General features: G+C 50.6%; 17 protein-coding genes and 1 pseudogene. 7 read left to right on the forward strand and 11 right to left on the reverse strand.

Annotated elements, in window-relative coordinates; genetic code table 11:
• Positions 1–56 precede the first annotated feature (56 nt).
• Positions 57–818 carry a 4'-phosphopantetheinyl transferase superfamily protein gene (locus MIH19_RS00885; protein WP_249007117.1) on the reverse strand — a complete coding sequence of 254 codons (762 nt, stop codon included), beginning with the start codon at positions 816–818 and terminating at the stop codon, positions 57–59.
• Positions 819–1466 (reverse strand): pyridoxamine 5'-phosphate oxidase, encoded by a 648-nt coding sequence (pdxH, locus tag MIH19_RS00890; protein WP_249007118.1) that lies wholly within the window; start codon positions 1464–1466, stop codon positions 819–821. It lies immediately after the preceding gene.
• 154 nt (positions 1467–1620) lie between these two features.
• Between pdxH and MIH19_RS00895 the strand changes: the two genes are divergently transcribed.
• Entirely contained in the window at positions 1621–4350 is a 2730-nt protein-coding gene (locus MIH19_RS00895; protein ID WP_249007119.1) for a DUF748 domain-containing protein, read from the forward strand.
• A 5-nt stretch (positions 4351–4355) separates the two neighbouring features.
• Positions 4356–4952 (forward strand): 5'-deoxynucleotidase, encoded by a 597-nt coding sequence (gene yfbR, locus MIH19_RS00900; protein WP_249007120.1) that lies wholly within the window; start codon positions 4356–4358, stop codon positions 4950–4952.
• A gap of 175 nt (positions 4953–5127) precedes the next feature.
• Here the strand turns inward: yfbR and MIH19_RS00905 are convergent, their stop codons facing one another.
• Positions 5128–6438, reverse strand: a complete 1311-nt coding sequence (locus tag MIH19_RS00905; protein WP_249007121.1) for a CHC2 zinc finger domain-containing protein — start codon at positions 6436–6438, stop codon at positions 5128–5130.
• Between the two features lie 122 nt (positions 6439–6560).
• On the opposite strand from MIH19_RS00905, the gene MIH19_RS00910 reads away from it, so the two are divergent.
• Entirely contained in the window at positions 6561–6947 is a 387-nt protein-coding gene (locus tag MIH19_RS00910; RefSeq protein ID WP_249007122.1) for a helix-turn-helix transcriptional regulator, read from the forward strand.
• Positions 6948–6973: 26 nt separating this feature from the next.
• Here MIH19_RS00910 and MIH19_RS00915 read toward each other — a convergent pair whose 3' ends face one another.
• The 6 genes from MIH19_RS00915 to MIH19_RS00940 form a co-directional block, all read right to left on the reverse strand.
• The gene (locus tag MIH19_RS00915) at positions 6974–7597 is read right to left on the reverse strand and encodes a DUF4272 domain-containing protein (RefSeq protein WP_249007123.1); all 624 of its coding nucleotides are present in this window, start codon (positions 7595–7597) and stop codon (positions 6974–6976) included.
• An 11-nt stretch (positions 7598–7608) separates the two neighbouring features.
• Positions 7609–7902, reverse strand: coding sequence for an HNH endonuclease (locus tag MIH19_RS00920; RefSeq protein ID WP_249009076.1), 294 nt, complete (start codon positions 7900–7902; stop codon positions 7609–7611).
• Positions 7903–7948: 46 nt separating this feature from the next.
• The gene (locus MIH19_RS00925) at positions 7949–8380 is read right to left on the reverse strand and encodes a hypothetical protein (protein WP_249007124.1); all 432 of its coding nucleotides are present in this window, start codon (positions 8378–8380) and stop codon (positions 7949–7951) included.
• Between the two features lie 5 nt (positions 8381–8385).
• Positions 8386–9273 (reverse strand): RHS repeat-associated core domain-containing protein, encoded by an 888-nt coding sequence (locus MIH19_RS00930; RefSeq protein WP_249007125.1) that lies wholly within the window; start codon positions 9271–9273, stop codon positions 8386–8388.
• A 19-nt stretch (positions 9274–9292) separates the two neighbouring features.
• Complete coding sequence (locus MIH19_RS00935; protein WP_249007126.1) at positions 9293–10390, reverse strand: hypothetical protein; 1098 nt, start codon at positions 10388–10390, stop codon at positions 9293–9295.
• A gap of 220 nt (positions 10391–10610) precedes the next feature.
• On the reverse strand, positions 10611–11168 hold the full coding sequence (locus tag MIH19_RS00940; RefSeq protein WP_249007127.1) for a hypothetical protein: 558 nt from the start codon (positions 11166–11168) through the stop codon (positions 10611–10613).
• A 909-nt stretch (positions 11169–12077) separates the two neighbouring features.
• Here MIH19_RS00940 and MIH19_RS00945 point away from each other — a divergent pair.
• The gene (locus tag MIH19_RS00945; protein WP_249006779.1) at positions 12078–12485 is read left to right on the forward strand and encodes a transposase; all 408 of its coding nucleotides are present in this window, start codon (positions 12078–12080) and stop codon (positions 12483–12485) included.
• Positions 12482–13303, forward strand: coding sequence for a DDE-type integrase/transposase/recombinase (locus MIH19_RS00950; protein ID WP_249007128.1), 822 nt, complete (start codon positions 12482–12484; stop codon positions 13301–13303). The genes MIH19_RS00945 and MIH19_RS00950 overlap by 4 nt, the downstream gene beginning before the upstream one ends.
• Before the next feature lie 338 nt (positions 13304–13641).
• Here MIH19_RS00950 and MIH19_RS00955 read toward each other — a convergent pair whose 3' ends face one another.
• Positions 13642–14556, reverse strand: a complete 915-nt coding sequence (locus MIH19_RS00955) for a LysR family transcriptional regulator (protein WP_249007129.1) — start codon at positions 14554–14556, stop codon at positions 13642–13644.
• Between the two features lie 94 nt (positions 14557–14650).
• Between MIH19_RS00955 and MIH19_RS00960 the strand changes: the two genes are divergently transcribed.
• Positions 14651–15898 carry an MFS transporter gene (locus tag MIH19_RS00960; RefSeq protein WP_249007130.1) on the forward strand — a complete coding sequence of 416 codons (1248 nt, stop codon included), beginning with the start codon at positions 14651–14653 and terminating at the stop codon, positions 15896–15898.
• Positions 15899–15958: 60 nt separating this feature from the next.
• On the forward strand, positions 15959–16639 hold the full coding sequence (locus MIH19_RS00965) for a glutathione S-transferase (RefSeq protein ID WP_249007131.1): 681 nt from the start codon (positions 15959–15961) through the stop codon (positions 16637–16639).
• A gap of 441 nt (positions 16640–17080) precedes the next feature.
• On the opposite strand, the pseudogene MIH19_RS00970 reads toward MIH19_RS00965, so the two are convergent.
• Positions 17081–18175: pseudogene (locus tag MIH19_RS00970) on the reverse strand (IS3 family transposase).
• Positions 18176–18273: the final 98 nt, after the last annotated feature.

The following is an 18273-nucleotide window of genomic DNA, read 5'->3' on the forward strand; positions in this document are numbered from 1 at the left end:
ATAACTCTCCGGTTTACTTCCTACCGAATTAGATACGCAGGATCAGTTGTTTAAGATCATCTGTCGCGGGAGGCCATAGAGCGTATCGGGCGCTGCAGTAGTGGTTCCCAGATGGAGTCCAGAGTATCTGCCGGAGTGAGCCTGTAGTCGTCCAGGGGTGGTTCCAGCAAAAGGATAGGAGGCCAGTTAAGAGGCGTTTCAGGCGCCTCTGCCGCCAACCGGCGATACACCAGAGTGACCAAAAAGCCGTCTACATAAATGCAGCAGGCCTGCCATGGCCGAGTGTCGTCGCACTGGTCGCCGTAAAGTTCGAACCCGCGGCGCACCTCCAAGGTTTGCATATTGCCGGCGATGCCGCGGCCGGTGGCTTTCAGCCAGGCTTCTTTCAGCGTCCATACTTTCAGAAATTCCAGGGCGTCGTCTTGGGCTAGCAGCCATTCCTGTTCAACCGGTGAAAACCAGCGCTGCACGACTTTCTGCCAGTTTGGGCGGCGCTGGCAGGGTTCAATGTCGAGGCCTACTTCTCCGTGCAGATTGGTCGCACAGGCCGCTATTCCGTTGCTGTGGCTGAGCGATAGCAGCCAGCCAGGAGGGTGCTGCGACTCTTTAGGTCGCCCCGCGCGCGGGGAACACGCGCCAGGCGCCTCGCCGCTGGCACCCGCCAAAGCCTGACGAATCAGCCAGCGGCTACTAAGAAATTCTGCACGCCGAGCGCCGTTATAAGGCAAAGCCTTGGCATATTCACTGGCGTTTAACCAGGATGGTAGTTCAAATTGAGTGCTGGTAGTTTGATGGCAAAGCCATACAGTCGGTGTCACTCAGGGTTGCAACCTTTCGATGGTCCAAGGTGTATCACCGCCTTGTTCAGTTCGGTTATATTCGAACCGATCGTGAAGCCGGCTGGGGCGACCCTGCCAGAACTCGATGCTGTGGGGTACCACCCGAAAACCACCCCAAAAACTGGGCAGCGGTACTTCACCGTCACTAAACTTGCGTTTTATTTCCGCAACTTTTTGTTCCAGCAGTCCGCGTGAGGTAATGGCTTTGCTTTGCTCTGACACCCAAGCTCCAATCTGGCTGCCGCGGGGGCGTGAGGCAAAATAACGCAGGGACTCGGTGTTGCTGACTTTTTCGACTTTGCCCTGAATCCGCACCTGGCGATTTAAGCCTAACCATGGAAATAGCAGGGCAGCTTGCGGGTTCTGCTCCATTTCACGCGCCTTACGGCTGCCATAATTGGTATAGAACACAAAGCCGTTGTCGTCGAAGTACTTCAGCAACACGGTACGCAAATCGGGCAGGCCATCGTTGCCGCTGGTGGCCAGCGACATGGCATTGGGTTCCAGAATGTTAGCTTTCCGAGCATCTTCAAACCAGGCTTGAAACTGCTGGACAGGGTTTTCATCAAGTTGGTCCCGATCCAGACCGTCGCTCTCGAAATCTCGGCGCATATCTCCAATGTCCATCAACCTTCCTCATTTACGATAAAAGCGTGTGCCCGGCGGTGATTGTCCCACAGTCTGTATACGAAACGGGACCTTGTCGGGTTCATGAGAGCTGACAAAGGGCCTGCTTGGCGTCTATCCTTCAATACATCGAATATTCTTTAAGGAGACCCCTGTGGCTGAACGCCCTATTCGCCAGATTCGTCAACGCAGCTTGTGGCCAAGGTTAGCTGTGGTTGTATTGATCGTTCTGTTGCTGTGTTACGCGCTGGGCGGATTTCTGCTGTTGCCCTGGTGGGTGCAGAAAAATTTGCCGCACTACGCCCAGCAACAGCTGGGCTGGCAGGCAATGGTAGGCGAAGTTCATGCCAATCCCTTTACGTTCAGCGCAGAGCTGCAGAATCTTCAGGCCAACGACGCAAACGGCGAGCCGGTGCTGGCCTTTCAGCGGCTTTATGTTGATTTGAAGGCGTTTGACCTGTTTAACGGTACCGCCGGTTTTCAAGCTGTCGAGCTGGAGCAACCCATGTTGCGGCTGGATGTGTTGGCAGGTGGGCAGTTGAATCTGCTGCGCGACTGGCAACAAGCCCCGGCCCGTGCCGGGCAGCCGGCAGACACTCCTGATATTCAGAGCGATACCGGGCCGAGCAGTCTTCGCATCTATTTGCAGCAGGGTGACTTGAGTGCGGGCACGCTGGTGCTGCGTGATTTTAGCCAAAACAACAGCCAGAACGACAGCGTTGAGTTCCGCATAACACCGCTTACCTTCAGTTTTCAGAATTTGGCGACCTGGGCACGGCCCGGCGATATTGGCCAATATCGGCTGGAGGCCGTGCTGGACCAACAAGCGTTGAGCTGGCAAGGCAGTTTTGAAGTAGACCCGATGTATTCCCGCGGCAGCCTGAGTATTGATAACCTGGGGCCGGGCGTGCTGTCTTACCTGCTAGCGCCCTATATGCCCTACCAATTGCGTTCCGGCCGGGTCAGTCTCAGCACTGATTACCAATGGCAGGCAGCGCAACCCATGGAGTTGTTGACCCAGCACGGCGAGCTGACGTTTGATGATGCAACCCTGGCTTTGGCGGCCGAGCCTAGTGAAGTCGCCTTCCGCAGCGGTGCCCTTACTGTTGACCAGGTTCGTTTTGACCTTGCCGCCAGGCGAATAGAGGCAGGCAAGATCGAGTTCGACGGGCCGGAATTGAGCCTGAACCGCAGCGCCAACGGTGACATCGACTGGCTGGTCGCTGGCGTCCGGCCCGCGGACGAAGGCTTGGCTAGCAGCTCTGGGCAGTACGACAGCGGCCCGGGGTTGCGCTGGTCGGTGGCCGGAGTGAACATTCGCGATGGTCAGTTAAACTGGCGCGACCAAGTACCTGCTAATGCTGCGGAGCTGCAACTGAATGGCTTGAACCTGAGCCTGGGGCCATTTACGGACCACTTTGACGAGCCGGTAAATTACCGTGCAGAAGCCGTTCTTGCCAGTGGTGGTAGTCTGGACCTGAATGGCCAGTTCACCACGCGACCATTTAATCTGGAAATGGCCATTGTGGGCAACGAGTTGGCATTGCCTGCGTTCGCGCCTTATGTGCAACAACGCATGGCATTAGAATTACCGGCGGGGCTGCTGTCAGTCGATGGTAGTTTGAATCTGGACCAGCAACGTTCACCTCTGACCGGCACTTTTAGCGGAAGTGCTTCAGTGACCGGTCTGGAAACCCGGCTGCCCGGCAGTGGCCAACCACTGCTGGCTTGGCAGACGCTGCAGCTAGCGCCCATTGAGTACAACGTGAACCCGGCCCGCCTGGAAATCGGCCGCGTAACGCTGATCGACCTTGTCGCGAACATTACTCGCAACAACGATGGCAGTCACGACATCACCCATCTGTTGACGCTGGCGCCGGCAGGCAAGCCGACGGCTGCGGACGCTAACGAAAACCAGGGCTTTATATTTCGCATTGGCGAGTTGCAGTTAGACAACGCCGATGTGGACTACACCGATCGCACTCTGAAGCCCGAACTGATTACCCGCCTCGGGGAGCTTCAGGGCAACCTTAGTGGCTTGAGTAATATTCCGCCACAGCAGGGTAGAGTGAGCTTGAAGGGAAGGGTCAATCAGGTGGGCAATCTTGATATGAGCGGCTCTATCGCCACATTGGGTACCGACCAGCAAAGCGACCTGGTGTTGAATCTGGAAAACCTGGAGTTGCCGCGCCTATCACCCTATTCCGGCCGTTATCTGGGGTACGGCATAGCCGGCGGAAAACTGGATCTTAAGTTGGACTATCAGCTACAAGGCACCCGTATTAACGCCTCAAATCAGATTATTTTGAACCGCTTGGAATTGGGCCAACCCATTCCCAGCGAGCAGACGGTTGGCGTACCCATTAAGCTGGGGCTGGCGTTGTTGCGCGACGGCAATAATGTGATTGAATTAAACGTGCCGGTAAACGGCGATTTGGCAGACCCCGAATTTCATGTGGGCAAGATAATGATGCGTGCTTTTGTCAACGTGCTGACAAAAGCGGCCACCTCGCCGTTTGCACTGATAGGCACGTTGGCAGATATCGCCGGTCTGGGTGGCGAACAGATGCAACAGGTCAGCTTTGCGCCGGGTGGTATCGAGTTGACCGAGGCCAGCACCCAAAAGTTGGCGGCGCTGGCGCAGGTTTTGAACCAGAAACCAGAGCTCATTCTGAGTATTCGCGGCGCAGCAGCGCCCGAGGCCGACGCCGGTGCTCAGTCACCTGGCGCCCTTGCTGACAGTCGCGCGATGGCTTTGCGCCAGTTACTGGTGAATACTCACGGTGTAAACCCGAAACAGATCTTCGTGCGCGCACCCGAAACCGACGCCAGCGTGGATGCCAATGGCAATATTGCCGTAAATTTCACTCTGGACGCCCGCTAACCACTATGAGTCGCCCTGTGAGCCACTTTTTTGCCTATATTTCCCGCCTGCGCTGGATAAAGCGTTGGGGCCTGATGCGCAACGCCATTGATGAAAACGTCGCCACCCATTCCTGGGAGGTCGCGACTCTGGCCCACGCCCTGGCTCTGATCCGTAATGAACAGTTTGGCGGTTCGGTAAACGCCGACCGTATTGCGGCGGCGGCGCTTTACCACGATGCCACCGAGGTGATTACCGGGGATTTGCCGACACCGGTAAAATATCACTCGAAGGTGATGCGCCAGGCGTTCGGAGACATTGAGCACAAAGCCGAGGCCGAACTGCTGGCGTTATTGCCGCCACATTTGCAAAAGGTGTTTGCGCCCTATGTGCAGGAATCTGCTTTGGGTGAGGAAGAGAAAAAACTGATTAAAGCCGCAGACCGGTTATCGGCGTGGCTAAAATGCCGCGCGGAAGTGGCGGCAGGAAATCGCGAATTCGAGCCAGCTGCGGCGCAGATACACCGGCGGCTGACTCAGGAAACACTGCCAGAAGTAGCGTATTTTCTGGAGGTTTTCGCCCCCAGCTACGACCAGCCCCTGGACAACCTGCTGAGCCTCTAAGAGCCGGGATAGCGTTGTTGCGATGTCTTGGTTTGGAACTACCAAACCTTCACCACCGCGCCTGGCTCTTCGAATTCTCAGCGGCTTAGTGTTCATGACTCAGCCGATAGGGAAACTGCGTTTACGTTCACTTACGTTTCGGTGAGTAATGGGGAGTGGTTGTTCTCTAAAATGGTTAGGCGACAACTACGGTGACATGGTGGGGTTCACTCACTTCAGCAGTTACATTATCGGCGGGTTCTGGTAGCGGTGAGGCGCTGGAGGTTTCAGGGATAGGCTCTATTTCTGGCTGTTCCTGATCGAAGATTTCGCCGGTATCAAGATCGAACGCTGGTTCAACGGTAGTCATCTCAAGCTGGCGCTCTGGGGGTTTTCCTTTGCCCATAAAATCCGCTTTTCTAATCACAAGCCCAAGTGTTTTTTGGGCTGGCGTTACCTGCTGGGCATACTCGTTAACGTCCATGCCTTTGGGTAACAAGATTCTAAAACAGTCTATGCCTTCGGCCTGTAATTTCTCCGCTAACTGTTCGGCAGCTTTGTTGCCTGCTTCATCTCGATCATAAGCAATGAGCACACGCTTGATTTCGTATTTTTTAAAAGCGGCTAAGTGAGAAGAAGTAAAACCACTGGTGCCATAGCTGGCAGTCACATTTCTAAAGCCGTGAACCCAGAAGGTCATCGCATCAATTAAGGCTTCACATAAAATAATTTCGTTACAAGCCTTGAAGGCTTCGACATTCCACACACCGTTATGTGGCTCAGGTAAATACAGATGTTGGGCCGTCCCTTTCCTTAACCGCTGTCCTAATATTTTACGGCCATAGACTTCGCTGATTACACCGTTTTCATCCATGATCGGCACCACTAACGAACCGTTAAAATGCTCGTGACCACTATCGCGTAAGATGCCGATTTCTTGCAGCTTACCGCGTAATTCCGCACCGGCCTTACGGTTCTTTTCTGGCAGACGATAACCCAAGGTGCGATTGGCAAAGCCTAATTTAAAGCGGTCTATTAATTCGGGATGTTCCAAGCCTCGTGAGCGTAAATACTCGATAACTTCGGGCGACTGTTTGAAGGTCTCGTGATAATAATCAATCACTTGGCGCAAAGCCGTTTGACTATCAGCATTAGCGGCTAAGGGAGGAGTGAGTTTTGTCGTGGTGTTTTTGGTCTTGGCGGTTGTGCTGCTTTCGATCACTAAGCCAAGGTCTTTTTGCAGCATTTCGCAGGCAAAGCGGAAGCTTACACTTTGGGTCTTCATCACCCAGTCAATGACACTGCCACCCGTACCACAGCCAAAGCAGTTAAAGAGGTTGGTTTTTGGGCTGATAATACACGATGGCGTTTTTTCCTCATGGAAAGGACAACACACCACATAGTCCTTCCCTTGTTTGGTCACATTATGACCTTGGCTTTCCACCAATCGTAGTAACGACACGTCTTGTTTGATGCGGTTTATCACGTCATCTGCCAGTCTTGCCATGTCGATTCTCCCAAAAACCTGTCAATAGCTTTTCAATAAAAATAACTTGGACTTGATAATACCTCATATTGAGGTATTATCAGCAGCACTTTGAGGATTAATTAAAAAGAGGGGTTAAGATCATGTCATCTGTAATCGACCATTACCTACATAAGATGACTGAAGACGATAAGACATTCTTTCAAGCGCTTGGCCAACAAATAGCCAACCTACGCAAAGAGCACAATATGACGCAAGGCCACTTAGCGGAGTACCTGGGGATCTCTCAGCAGCACATGGCCTCGTTTGAAAAAGGAATCAGGAAGGTTCCCGCTTCAATGCTACCAACACTGGCGCAATTGTTCGGGGTTAGTGTGGATAAACTGATAGGGCTTAAAGATACAGCAGCTAAGCGAGGGCCGATGCCCAAGCTTCAACGGCAAATCGAACAAGTAGCCTTGCTACCCAAGGCTAAACAGAAGTTTGTAAGTGAGATGTTAGAGACTGTGATTCAACAGACCGCACATTAAAAAGCCCCGCGAGTGCGGGGCTTAAGTTAGGTATCCAGACTGACTTCGTCCCAGTCCTCTGTAGTAAGCATCCATTCTAATGCTCTTCTACGCTCAACAATTACATGACTAGCCACACATCCAGGAATATCTCGATTATTGACATCAGCATCTCTTATAGCCCAGTGAAGACAATAAGCAAGATCACAAGCTGATAAGATTTCTTCGATTGAGCGCAGTTGAGATTGGTCTTTATATTCAGAAGAACTCTTACCATTCTTAATATCTGGAAAGAGCTTAATCAAAGTATTATCACACACAGAATCAAAATGCATCGACTTAACAACCCCTAAAGCCCATGCAAAAGCATTCAACCCTTCAATCTGAGACTGAAAATAAGAGCTATCTCCTTCTCCCGAAACAAGAAACTCTCTTTCTGTTTCCGCTAATTGGTCGGCAGCACCTTCTTGCATAATCCAATTGATAGCAGATTCTTTATCAAAACCATAAGATCCTGCCACTACGCCAAAAAGAGCTAGGCTTCGACTAATAACCTCATCAACCGGTCGTAACGATAAACTACTATCAAGTAAAGGCAGTGCTGGGTTAGTTTCATAACCCAGATTTTTAGCTTTCTTCAATGACTCGTTTCTAATTTTTTGAAAATTCATAACTAACTCAACTAGAAGTGATCTGCAAAACCACCCGTACCATCTTTATGCAAGACATTTTGCAGGCTTTTATCACGATGCACCTCTTTTCGTAAAAGCTGCATAGTACCTGCGTCTCCTTTCGGGTGATGCCATTCGGTACCAGGTGGATTCTTCAACCCACTTTTACCAGATTTCATATGCTGAAGGGCGTCTTTGCCCAGGAGTTTATTCATGCCTTGCGCAAAATTAGAATCACCTTCAAGAGCGTTAGCTAAATTTTTATTAGCTGAATTCCTATGAGCACTTCGAGTTGTACCAGATATCGAAGAGGAGGTAAGAACTTCATGAAAGTCTCCCTTCTTTGTAACATTAGCTTAAGTTTTCAATCGAAAAATCTACCTTATTCAACTCTAGATATGAAATATCACCGGTGGATAAATCTTTTACCGAAACATCTTTGAGAGGCGGTTCAAATTTAGTCGAGTTCAAATCTTTTGAAGTAAAACTCAGAAAGCAGTATTTTTTATCATCTCCCTTCATACTGACTAGAACTCTATGTGTAGCCGCCTTTCCTATGTTGGTATGCCTGCATTCCGGTTTAACATCATAGCCATAGGGCGGCAAAAACTGCTCCTTATCGAGCAACTGCTTCTCCACCATTAATTCCCAATTTGCCTGGACCCAATTGTCAACAAAATATGGATCATTATCCCAGTCCAGATTACCCATAATTACACTTAATTGTGGCCAACAAGAAAGAATATACTTCTGAAAATTTAAGATTAATTGATTTGTAGACATAACTGTTATTCCTTGAAAGGCAACTTTTTCTTATCAAGAGAGCCTTTATACGACTTAGCTCTATTTACATCGACATGGTTGGGCTCTGGAAACTTACCCCACTCTTTAGGATCAATATGGTATGAACGGCCTGTTTTAGGGTTTACATAACCACCAGTACCGCCTGCAGGATCAGGCCCCCTCTTTTCAAAACCCTTCTTCGTAAACATATCATCAATTTCTTTAGCGGACTTATTCTTAAACGGGTTACCCAACCCTTTCCCTGCGCCCTTCGTAGCAGCCACCTTGGCAAGCTTGGCACTTTTCACCAAGGCTCCAGCAATCGCCCCAATTGGAATAAATGACTCTGCGTCCTGGTATAAAGAACTGGCAAAACCAGCACCCTCACCGTTGTACCCATCGGCTAAGGCACCCTGAATCCTTCCAATATCGAATCCTTTGCCCATCACCGCGTTGTAGGACTCAACAAGCAACCCACCGAATGCCGTGACAGCATTACGCCCGTTGGTGTCAACATAGGTGTACGGACTATTGCTGGCGTAGGCGTATCGGTTAAACGAATGAATATTCGACTCGTGCCATTTCACCGGGTCGATGGCCGTAAAACGGCCGATCGATGACGTATACCAACGCGCCTTATGGTCCGCGAGGCCGGTTTCCTCATCCAGCCAGTTTCCAGTATAACCGCGCGCGTCAGTGTTGGTTTTGAGTTTGAGGCCCCAGGGATCATAGGTTTGCTGCCAAACCACCGCGCCTGAGCTGTCGGTACTTGCAATGGGTGAACCCAGATGGTCATTGTGATAGTAGGTGACGACCTCTGCAGCCTTGAGCGGCAAAGCCGTCAAAAGTAAAAGCGAAAGAGCCCACAGGTGCTTGATGATGAATTGATTCATGACAGATCCTCCTTGATGCTCATTGGCCAACAACGGTGGTTGAGTCGGTTACCTTGGCGGCCACCTGCGAATCGACATAGATATATTCCTTAAAGCCGCCTTGAGGCTCGTATTCTCCCAAGAGATCACCAGAGGCGTTGTAAACAATGTTGGTGGTCTCTGACGGCGTTTCCCGCTTCACTCGGGTGTTTGCTCCGTCGTAGTCGTAGTCAACGAATAGGGTGCCGTTATCTGTAGTCCGCAGATTGCCAGCTCCGTCATACACCATGATATTCAGCCCATCGCTGGTCATATTGCCTCGGGCATCGTGAGCGATGATGTAGTAGAAGTTTGGGAAAACCCGGTACGTCATTTTGTCGGAGCTGTAGTAATACTCCTGCAAATCGCCATTGCGGTCACGGGTAAGTATATTGCCTCGGCCATCGTAAGAGATCGTCTCCGTGCCCCATGGGCCGGTAGCTGAGGTCAAGCGATTGGCACCGTCATAACCGATTGTTCTGTCGTGCAGTGAGCCCACGTTATCGACAACGCTATCCAGATTGCCTGCCAGGTCGTACCCGAATTGCAGATCAACGAAGTTGAGTTGGCCATTACCTGCCACAAGCGAATCAGGCCGCAGTCGACTATCGAGGTTCTGATCTGTTACTACACCGTTTGCATAGCTCATGGTATCCAACGAACCGGAGGGGTAATGCGTAACGGAGCTAACGTAGGGTGCCGCCTGGGTCTGCCAGCCGAACGCATTGGTGCCGTAATCAACCACACGGCCACTTGGGTAGGTCATGCTGCTCAGGTAATCCAGGTTGTCAATTCCGTAGGACACATCGTAAGTGGCGCTGCCAATAGTGAGCGATTCGGCCTTCAGGTTGCCGTTCAGGTCATAGTTGTAGGTACGAGTGGAGGTCGAATTAGACACAGAGGTTACGTAGCTGTTGTCATCGTAGGAGAATGTGGCGGTTGGAGTACCATCGGAATAGGAAATGGCCTCCACCCGATTCAGGCCATCGTAAGTCCGAGTTTCCACAATGCCACTTAAGCCAATTTCTTTGCTGGTCATGTTGCCAGCATTATCGCGGCCGTATACCGTCGTGCCCGTTTCCTGATGGGTTTCCTGCATCAGAAAACCACGGGTATCTCGTCAACGGGCTTTAAGTGAGGACTACTATTTCTGGCTCTAACTAACGCAAATTGAGTCATTATCAGCCTCCCCTATCGCCACGGTTCCTGCGTTCCCTCATCGCTCCACCTCTTAAGGCGTTGTCAGCGCGGTCTAAATCTCTGCCATCAGTCCGCTTAATTTCACGGATGCGACCACGTTACAATCTAAGCCTCTATCATCAATAGGGGGGTGATGATCCACCTTTGTGGCTACCATCTATTAAATCAACAATAAATTTAACATGCTTTTCGGTCGGAGCATCCCAACTTTTTCCTATAATTTTTGTGTCAGTTACTTCATCGATTTCAATTCCATCCCAAGATATTCTTTCCGTTTCCCAAGCAATCCCTTTTTCGTTATATGCCACAAGTTCAGTATAGTCATGGAACAACATAAGGTTTCGGCTTGGAATAGGGATTGCCCTGATAGCAGGGCACGATTTCACATGGACAATCGATTCCGGATTGTAAGGCGATGCTATATAAGCATCACCCTCGGCCATGATAGTAAAGTGCTTAGAGCCAGGCCCAGAGAGCACCTGAGATTCTCCTTTCGGTAACATATCGCCAAATGCAAATATGCCAACCCAAGGCTTTCCATTCTTAGGTAAAAACTTCACCATTACTCCATCACGCCTGACACCCGGATATTTATTAGGTATATACACTATTTCCGTATCACCTCCAGGCAGCTCACTAAGCACTCGGTATTCAAATTTACATTCATTTTCCTCCATTGTTCTCTTTCCTGTCCTATTTCTTGTCGGGCCTGAAGAATCGATGTGTAATGACCTCTGTTCTACCTGACCCAGAAGTACGCACACCTATTTCGAACGCTCCTGAGCGCCCGTTCAGGCTACCGTTTTTTGTGTATAGGTGATAGTTATCATTAACTACCGTCTTATTTCCCTTAAATATTTCAGCATTAAAGGACTCTGGGAAATTATGGTTGGGATTCGGAGTGTTATTGGTTATTGGTTATTGGTTATTGGTTCTTGGATCTTCAGATCGACGTTCCAACTCCCGTGCTGAGTATATGCGATTGGGTTCACTAGCATTGTGTGCACCTTTCGCAGTGTCGCTCGTTTTATCACCCATTCTTGCCAATTTGCTGCTACCCGCGGGCAAATATGGGACAAACATAGCCGCCAAATCAACGGCCATATCCGTGGTCGCTTCCGCCACCATTTGATCGTTGCCCGTTGCGTTACCGTAAGCAATACGGGCACCATCATAAACAACGTTCAAGGCGTCCCAGATCGTATCAACCTCGCTAGGCGCCGTAAGCCGTCAGATCCGTGCACTTGAGGAGTCGCTGCATGTCACTCTTTTTGCAAGAGGATCAAACAAAGTGACTTTGACCGCGCAGGGGAAGGAGCTTGCTAGCAGAGTCTCAAAAGCGTTCACAATACTTCAAGCTGCTACCGAAAAGATAAGTCCAAATAAGGATGGAGCAATTATACTCACATGCACGATTTCGATGGCAAGCCACTGGCTCAGTAACAGAATGGCAGACATCTTGGAGACACAGCCTGGTCCCTTGCAGCTTACCGTGGACGCGACCCCCCCTGTGTGTCAACCTCAGTCCATACACCCGGTCTATGAGTTAACATAGATTTCAGGGCGCGGATTGAGGAGTGTAAGCAATGCCAAAACCTGAGTCACAGATACCCGATAATCACATCTTGCCAGACAGTCAGTTGGAGAAGCGGACCCGTCGCCGATTTTCCACAAAGTACAAGCTGAGAATACTGGCCGAAGCGGATCAATGCGCCTACGGTGAACTCGGCCCTTTATTACGCCGTGAAAACCTCTATAGCAACCAGTTGCGTGATTGGCGTAAGCAGTTGGAAGTCGGTGGCGAGGCTGCTTTATCCAAGTCTGCGCCGGGGCCTAAAGCGTCAAAAACACCGGACCAGAAGCGCATTGAGCAGCTAGAGAAAGAGCTGACCAAAACGCAGCACCGGTTGCGGGTGACTGAAGACTGTGTGGATCTCCAAAAAAAAGCCTTGTCGATGCTCGATCTGTCGAACAATGGGAGCGATCCATCATGACCGTCCTTGAGGCGCGCCCGGCGCACATTCCGTTCCGCTCTGCCTGTGATGCTTTGGGACTGAACCGGAGCACCGTTTACGCGTGGCGACGACGTCAGAGCACAGCACCAGACCCAGTCAGGCGCTCTCGTAAAACGACGCCGCAGCCCAGAGCGCTCTTAACCTCGGAGCGTGTGCAGATACTTGAGCGGATGAACGAACCCGAGTTCTGTGATCAAACGCCGTATCAGGTCTATCACACGCTGCTGGAACGTGGTGAGTGCCTGGCCTCGCTCAGCACACTGTATCGCGTGCTGCGACAAGCCAATCAGACCGGTGATCGCCGGAATCAACGTGCGCCTCAGTCGCATGCTATACCGCGCCTGACCGCGACACGGCCAAACGAAGTTTGGACGTGGGATATTACGAAATTGGCGACTACACGCCGGGGTAACTACCTGAACCTGTATGTGGTTATGGACCTGTTCAGCCGCTATGTCGTGGCTTGGATGATCTCCCGCAAAGAGAACAGTCAACTGGCGCAGCAGCTCATGGAACAAACACTGACACGATATGGGCTGACCAACCGCGGGGTCACCCTGCACCAGGACCGTGGATCGCCTATGATCGCCCAGAGCTTTCTCGACCTGATGGCCGATGTGGGCGTGGTCTGCAGCCACAGCCGCCCCAGAGTCAGTAATGACAATCCATTCAGTGAAAGCCAGTTTAAAACACTCAAAACGCTCCATGGTATACCGTTGCGGGTAGAGGTGACGCCTGTTGGAGTGAGTGGTTTGAGACTTTTAAACTTTCGGAACGATGCCCAACTCCTTTGTTGACCTTTACTCGCGTTGGCTGCGCCATGCAAGAAGTGTTAATGAATGGGGCATAATGATAGGGAGTACCGCGGTCGGCGTAGACGCAATAAGAGAAAAAACACTCGTGAAGATTTTCGGCGACAGGTACGTTCTTAAATCGCCATATGAGTACCGCATACTGTGGGGCGAGTCCGCCAATACTTCACCTGAAATTAGGGCACTAATAGACAAGCTTTTACTGGCAGCAGGAAAAAACCCTGAGTTTGGTGATCAAGGCTACTCATAAAATATGCTCTACCTGAGAACTCTTTCTGACCTTGCCGTCTGACCTTATTTGATCAGGTATGGCGGCGTAGAGGTCAGGAGACCTTCTTTGTTAGCGAACCTGCTTCAACATGCTCGGCGCCTATAAAGCAGCTGCTCACCAATCGGGCTACAGCTGAGCATGCTTCACTTACCTGCTGAGAAGAGAACTTCAGCCGGACAGAATAAGCAGGCAGTGCTGGAAAACCATCACTTGGTTGAAGCAATTTCATACCAGCATCAACTTGCCCGCGGTCTAGGATACCCACAGCTACTCCGGCCTTTATAGCTAACTTCAGTGCGTTAGGAGTGGCACTTATGACCATCGGCCTCCATTGGGTCCCCAGCTTAGTCAGCGCATCAATGGCTGCAGCTCTATAAGGGCAGCCCTCTCCATGAAGAGCCAGTGGAATCTCATTTTCTGCATCTATTCTATAGCTGTGGGCCGAGACCCAGACTGGCTGGGTGAGGCCCAGGTCCTGCGATAACGGATCCGTGTTTCGTTCTATGTCTAAAAGATCCACAAGAAGAGCAATATCCAGCTTTCCGCGAGAAAGAAGAGAAGCTAAAGACCCGCTATACCCAGTGACCACTTCTAACTCAATCCCGGGATATTCCGCGGCGAGCGGCGGGAGCAGCCCACGAAATAGAACATCCCCATACTCCTCAGAGACACCAAGCCGGACTTTACCCGATGTAATGCCTTCCTCCCGAAAGCCAGCGAGGAGCCTATCATGCATCTGCAGATAGCCAGAGGTCTGCACGTAGAATCGTCTTCCAACTGGGGTAAGGGTTACAGCCTGGTTGTCCCGCTCGAACAACTGCCCTCCAAGCAATTCCTCTAACCGTCTCACGTGCATACTAATTGTAGAGGGGCTGCGGCTGAGATGAGTAGACGCAGCGCGAAACTGGCCGAACCTAACGATCGTGTGAAAAGAGCGGAGTAGGTCTATATCAAGGGTTGCTGACATGATTCACGATTCCTGCACGAGTTGTCCAGATAATATCGTTTGATTGTACTGGTAAGGTGTGGGACGTTCAACAAAAGCCAGCGGGAGACCTACCATGGTATCGAAATACAGCAATGTTACGCCTTCGGCCGGAGCTGAAATACGTCGAGAATCCCAAGCCCAACAGAACAAGTCCTCTGGCGCTCTTACCTCCTGGGTGAGCGTATTTATGGCTGCGGCGGCGGGGGCCGCGATGGCCAACAATTACGTCATGCATCCTGTGCTGCCAGATGTAGCAGACTCGCTAGGAGTCTCAATTTCAGCTACCGGCATACTCGCTGGTGCCACACAGGCTGGATATCTTCTAGGCATTATTTTCCTGGTCCCCTTGGGAGATATCTTCAACCTGAAAAAAGTGATCATCATCCAGCAGATCACTTTAAGTATGGTCCTGCTTTTAAGTGCGCTATCCCCTAGTTTTGTCATGCTGGCTTCTGCCCTTTTTCTAGTAGGGCTAATGTCTTCCAGCAGTTTACAGATAAGTTCGTTGGGCTTTCGTGCCTCTCCTGCCGGAAGCCGCGGCGCCACAATGGGCGCGATAATGGCAGGCATCTCCTCGGGCATCGTACTTAGCAGAATCGTAAGTGGAGCTCTGTCAGAGCAATACGGCTGGAGAATCATGCTTGCAACTCTTGCCGCCATGACTGCGCTCATAGCAATCATCTCCTTAAAAGCGCTGCCCAGTTGGGGTTCGGACGAACGTGCATCAGACAGCTACTGGGGACTCATTAAGAGCCTGCCTGATATTTTCATCAAGCATGCCTCGCTGAGGGCTAGCGTGGTCGCAGGGTGCTGTTGGTTCTTCGTTTTTAGCATACTTTGGGTTTCATTATCCGTATATCTGGCGAATGAATTCTCTCTTTCTTCAACAGGAATCGGGCTTTTCGGATTTGCTGGTCTAGCAGGGGTACTTGTTACGAGGCCCGCAGGTGCTCTCGCGGATAGAATTGGAAGTAAACGCGTTATCCTATATTCGTTCGCCGTTATCATCTTAGGTGTAGTATCTCTTGCAGTGGGAAACAGCAATTTGTGGCTTCTCGGGTTAGGGGTAGTTCTTTTCGATATGGGCGTCTTTGCCGCTCAAGTTGCTAATCAAACGAGAGTCCTAGATGCCAATCCTGATGCGAGAAATAGAACGTTGAGCGTATATATGTGCTTTTATTATGGTGCTGGCGCTTTGGGTTCAAGCGCAGGATCGTATTTCCTTTCCATTTTCGGATGGATTGGTGTATGCGCTATTGCTGGCTTTGTAGCTCTATTTGGTTTCATTTTTACACTTAAATGTATTGGGTCCAGACAATAAGTACGTATGCCTAAAGCAAGAGGGGACTCCTTCAAACACCTTCAGTTAAAGGATAAAATAATGAAACTTATCGGAACTTTAGACTCACCATACGTCCGCAGAGTAGCAATCTCTCTCAACTACTATGGGATTCATTTTAAACACGAGCCTATGTCTGTATTTAGCAATCTGGAAAGGTTTAAGAGCATAAATCCAGTCCTTAAGGCCCCGACTCTCGTGCTAGATGACCAAACTATTCTTCTCGATTCCAGTTTGATACTCGATTATTTTGAGACTGAACAACAGAATAAAAGAAAGCTAATGCCCGAAACCAGACAGGAGCGGAGCAGATCATTGCGTCAAATAGGTCTAGCGCTAGCTGCTTGCGAGAAGACAATTCAAATTGTGTATGAAAGAAATTTACGCCCGATCGAAAAACAGCATGAGCCGTGGGTCTCACGTGTCTGTGGGCAACTCCAGGCAGCTTTTGCAGAACTTGAAAAGGACATAATCGAATGGCCCTTGAATACAACTGAAGATTCCATTGACCAAGCTAGCATAACCGTGGCCGTCGCTTGGTCCTTTAACCAGAAAATGCTTGGTGACGGTACTGCTGACATTCGCTATCCCTTTTTAACGCGTTATGTTTCAGAGATCGAGCAACTGACTGGGTTTGTTACCGTCCCGCCTGAAGATCAACATAATTTAGAAGATGCTAAACAGAAAAGGATGAGGTTAGAAAGAGCATTGTTTCGCAGCTAGGCCAGTAGCCCCAGCAGCTAGGATGCTCAAAGGCGTTGGTCTATCCAGGGAATGAAGCTAGCGCTGCTTGGAACATTTTGATATCCGCAGCTGGAACAGCGAAATCGCAATGGTCTTCCTCACTCAGGACAGTTGCACCCTGGAGGCGACGTACTAATTAGGATTTAACGACGGTGGCATTACCTCGGAGATGGTCCATAATAAGCGTCGCTGTGACCATGGCATTCCGACTTCGTGACCTCGGTCGAGTGCCGCATTCGATACAACGGATATCTGTTAGTACTACGTACCCCATCGTCAGGCCAACATGGAGCTTCTGCCGTTCTCTGAGCTTCCAGGTCTGGGCCACCGCAATAATAGGCTATAAATTAATGTCGGAGAGTAGTAAGCGTCCGGTGATCCGGTAATCCCCCCATTTATAACGGGGTTCAAAAGTCGACCTCAGGCCATTATGGCCAATTTCTGTTGAGGGGTAATCCCTCCGAGTCCCATATTGGGTCGTTCATTATTGTAATGCCAGAGCCAGCGAGTGGCGTAGTCCTGGACCTCTTCGGTACTGCCGAACAGATACTGTGCTAGCCAGTCGTAACGCACGGTTCGGTTGTAGCGTTCGATGTAGGCATTCTGCTGGGGCTTGCCCGGCTGGATAAACACCAGTTTGATGGCCTGGTTCTCAGCCCATGTCGACAGCTTGGTGCTGATATACTCCGGACGTTGTCACAGCGAATGGAGCGCGGTTTTCCACGCCATTCCATGATCTGTCCAGTGCCCGGATGACACGTTCTGTCGGCAACGAGAAGTCCACTTCAATGCCAAGACCTTCGCGGTTAAAGTCGTCAATCACGTTCAGCAGTCGGTAACTGCGACCGTCACTGAGCTGGTCATGCATGAAGTCCATTGACCAACTGTCGTTGATGATTTCCGGCACCGCTAACGGCTCAGGTTTCTCACGAACCAGGCGTTTCTTTGGCTTGATCCGCAGGTTTAATTCCAGCTCCCGGTATATGCGGTAAACCCGCTTGTGGTTACAGCCAAAGCGCTTCACATTACGCAGGTGCAAAAAACACAGACCAAAGCCCCAGTTCCTGTGGTTATGCGTCAGACGGATCAGCCAATCGGCAATCTCGGCGTTTTCATCGCTGAGCTTGGCCTGGTAGCGGTAGCAGGTCTCGCTGATGCTGAACATTGCGCAGGACGATCGGATGCTCACACCCTTTTCGTTAACGGCTTTCTGCGCCATCTCACGGCGACGAGACGGCTTTACCACTTTTTTTCGATGGCCTCCTTCAGGATGTCGGCTTTCAGTCGTTCTTCGGCATACATCTTCTTGAGCCGCCGATTCTCATCCTCCAGCTCCTTCAGCCGGGCCATCATGGATGCATCCATGTCACCGAACTTGGCGCGCCATTTATAAAAGCTGGCACTGCTCAGAGCCTGAACTCCAGGCGTTGGTCTGGTGACATTCGAAACTGGAAAGTCGCCGGAGCCGTATCGCTCAACCCTGGAAAATTGCAGGAAATTGAGCGCAATAAACAGGCTGCTTAAGTGCAGCTATTTGGACAACTGGGTTGCAAATCACCGAGGGCCTGCCGTACCAATCTCTGGTTTCCAGTGTTTTGCACAAGTATATCTCT

It is taken from the genome of Marinobacter sp. M1C, from assembly GCF_023314135.1.
Classification (GTDB): domain Bacteria; phylum Pseudomonadota; class Gammaproteobacteria; order Pseudomonadales; family Oleiphilaceae; genus Marinobacter.

Coding starts and splice junctions, on each gene's coding strand:
- pdxH (WP_249007118.1), bottom strand. CDS start 1,466: ATGGACATTGGAGATATGCGCCGAGATTTCGAGAGCGACGGTCTGGAT.
- yfbR (WP_249007120.1), top strand. CDS start 4,356: ATGAGTCGCCCTGTGAGCCACTTTTTTGCCTATATTTCCCGCCTGCGC.
- MIH19_RS00905 (WP_249007121.1), bottom strand. CDS start 6,438: ATGGCAAGACTGGCAGATGACGTGATAAACCGCATCAAACAAGACGTG.
- MIH19_RS00910 (WP_249007122.1), top strand. CDS start 6,561: ATGTCATCTGTAATCGACCATTACCTACATAAGATGACTGAAGACGAT.
- MIH19_RS00915 (WP_249007123.1), bottom strand. CDS start 7,597: ATGAATTTTCAAAAAATTAGAAACGAGTCATTGAAGAAAGCTAAAAAT.
- MIH19_RS00925 (WP_249007124.1), bottom strand. CDS start 8,380: ATGTCTACAAATCAATTAATCTTAAATTTTCAGAAGTATATTCTTTCT.
- MIH19_RS00930 (WP_249007125.1), bottom strand. CDS start 9,273: ATGAATCAATTCATCATCAAGCACCTGTGGGCTCTTTCGCTTTTACTT.
- MIH19_RS00935 (WP_249007126.1), bottom strand. CDS start 10,390: ATGCAGGAAACCCATCAGGAAACGGGCACGACGGTATACGGCCGCGAT.
- MIH19_RS00940 (WP_249007127.1), bottom strand. CDS start 11,168: ATGGAGGAAAATGAATGTAAATTTGAATACCGAGTGCTTAGTGAGCTG.
- MIH19_RS00945 (WP_249006779.1), top strand. CDS start 12,078: ATGCCAAAACCTGAGTCACAGATACCCGATAATCACATCTTGCCAGAC.
- MIH19_RS00950 (WP_249007128.1), top strand. CDS start 12,482: ATGACCGTCCTTGAGGCGCGCCCGGCGCACATTCCGTTCCGCTCTGCC.
- MIH19_RS00955 (WP_249007129.1), bottom strand. CDS start 14,556: ATGTCAGCAACCCTTGATATAGACCTACTCCGCTCTTTTCACACGATC.
- MIH19_RS00960 (WP_249007130.1), top strand. CDS start 14,651: ATGGTATCGAAATACAGCAATGTTACGCCTTCGGCCGGAGCTGAAATA.
- MIH19_RS00965 (WP_249007131.1), top strand. CDS start 15,959: ATGAAACTTATCGGAACTTTAGACTCACCATACGTCCGCAGAGTAGCA.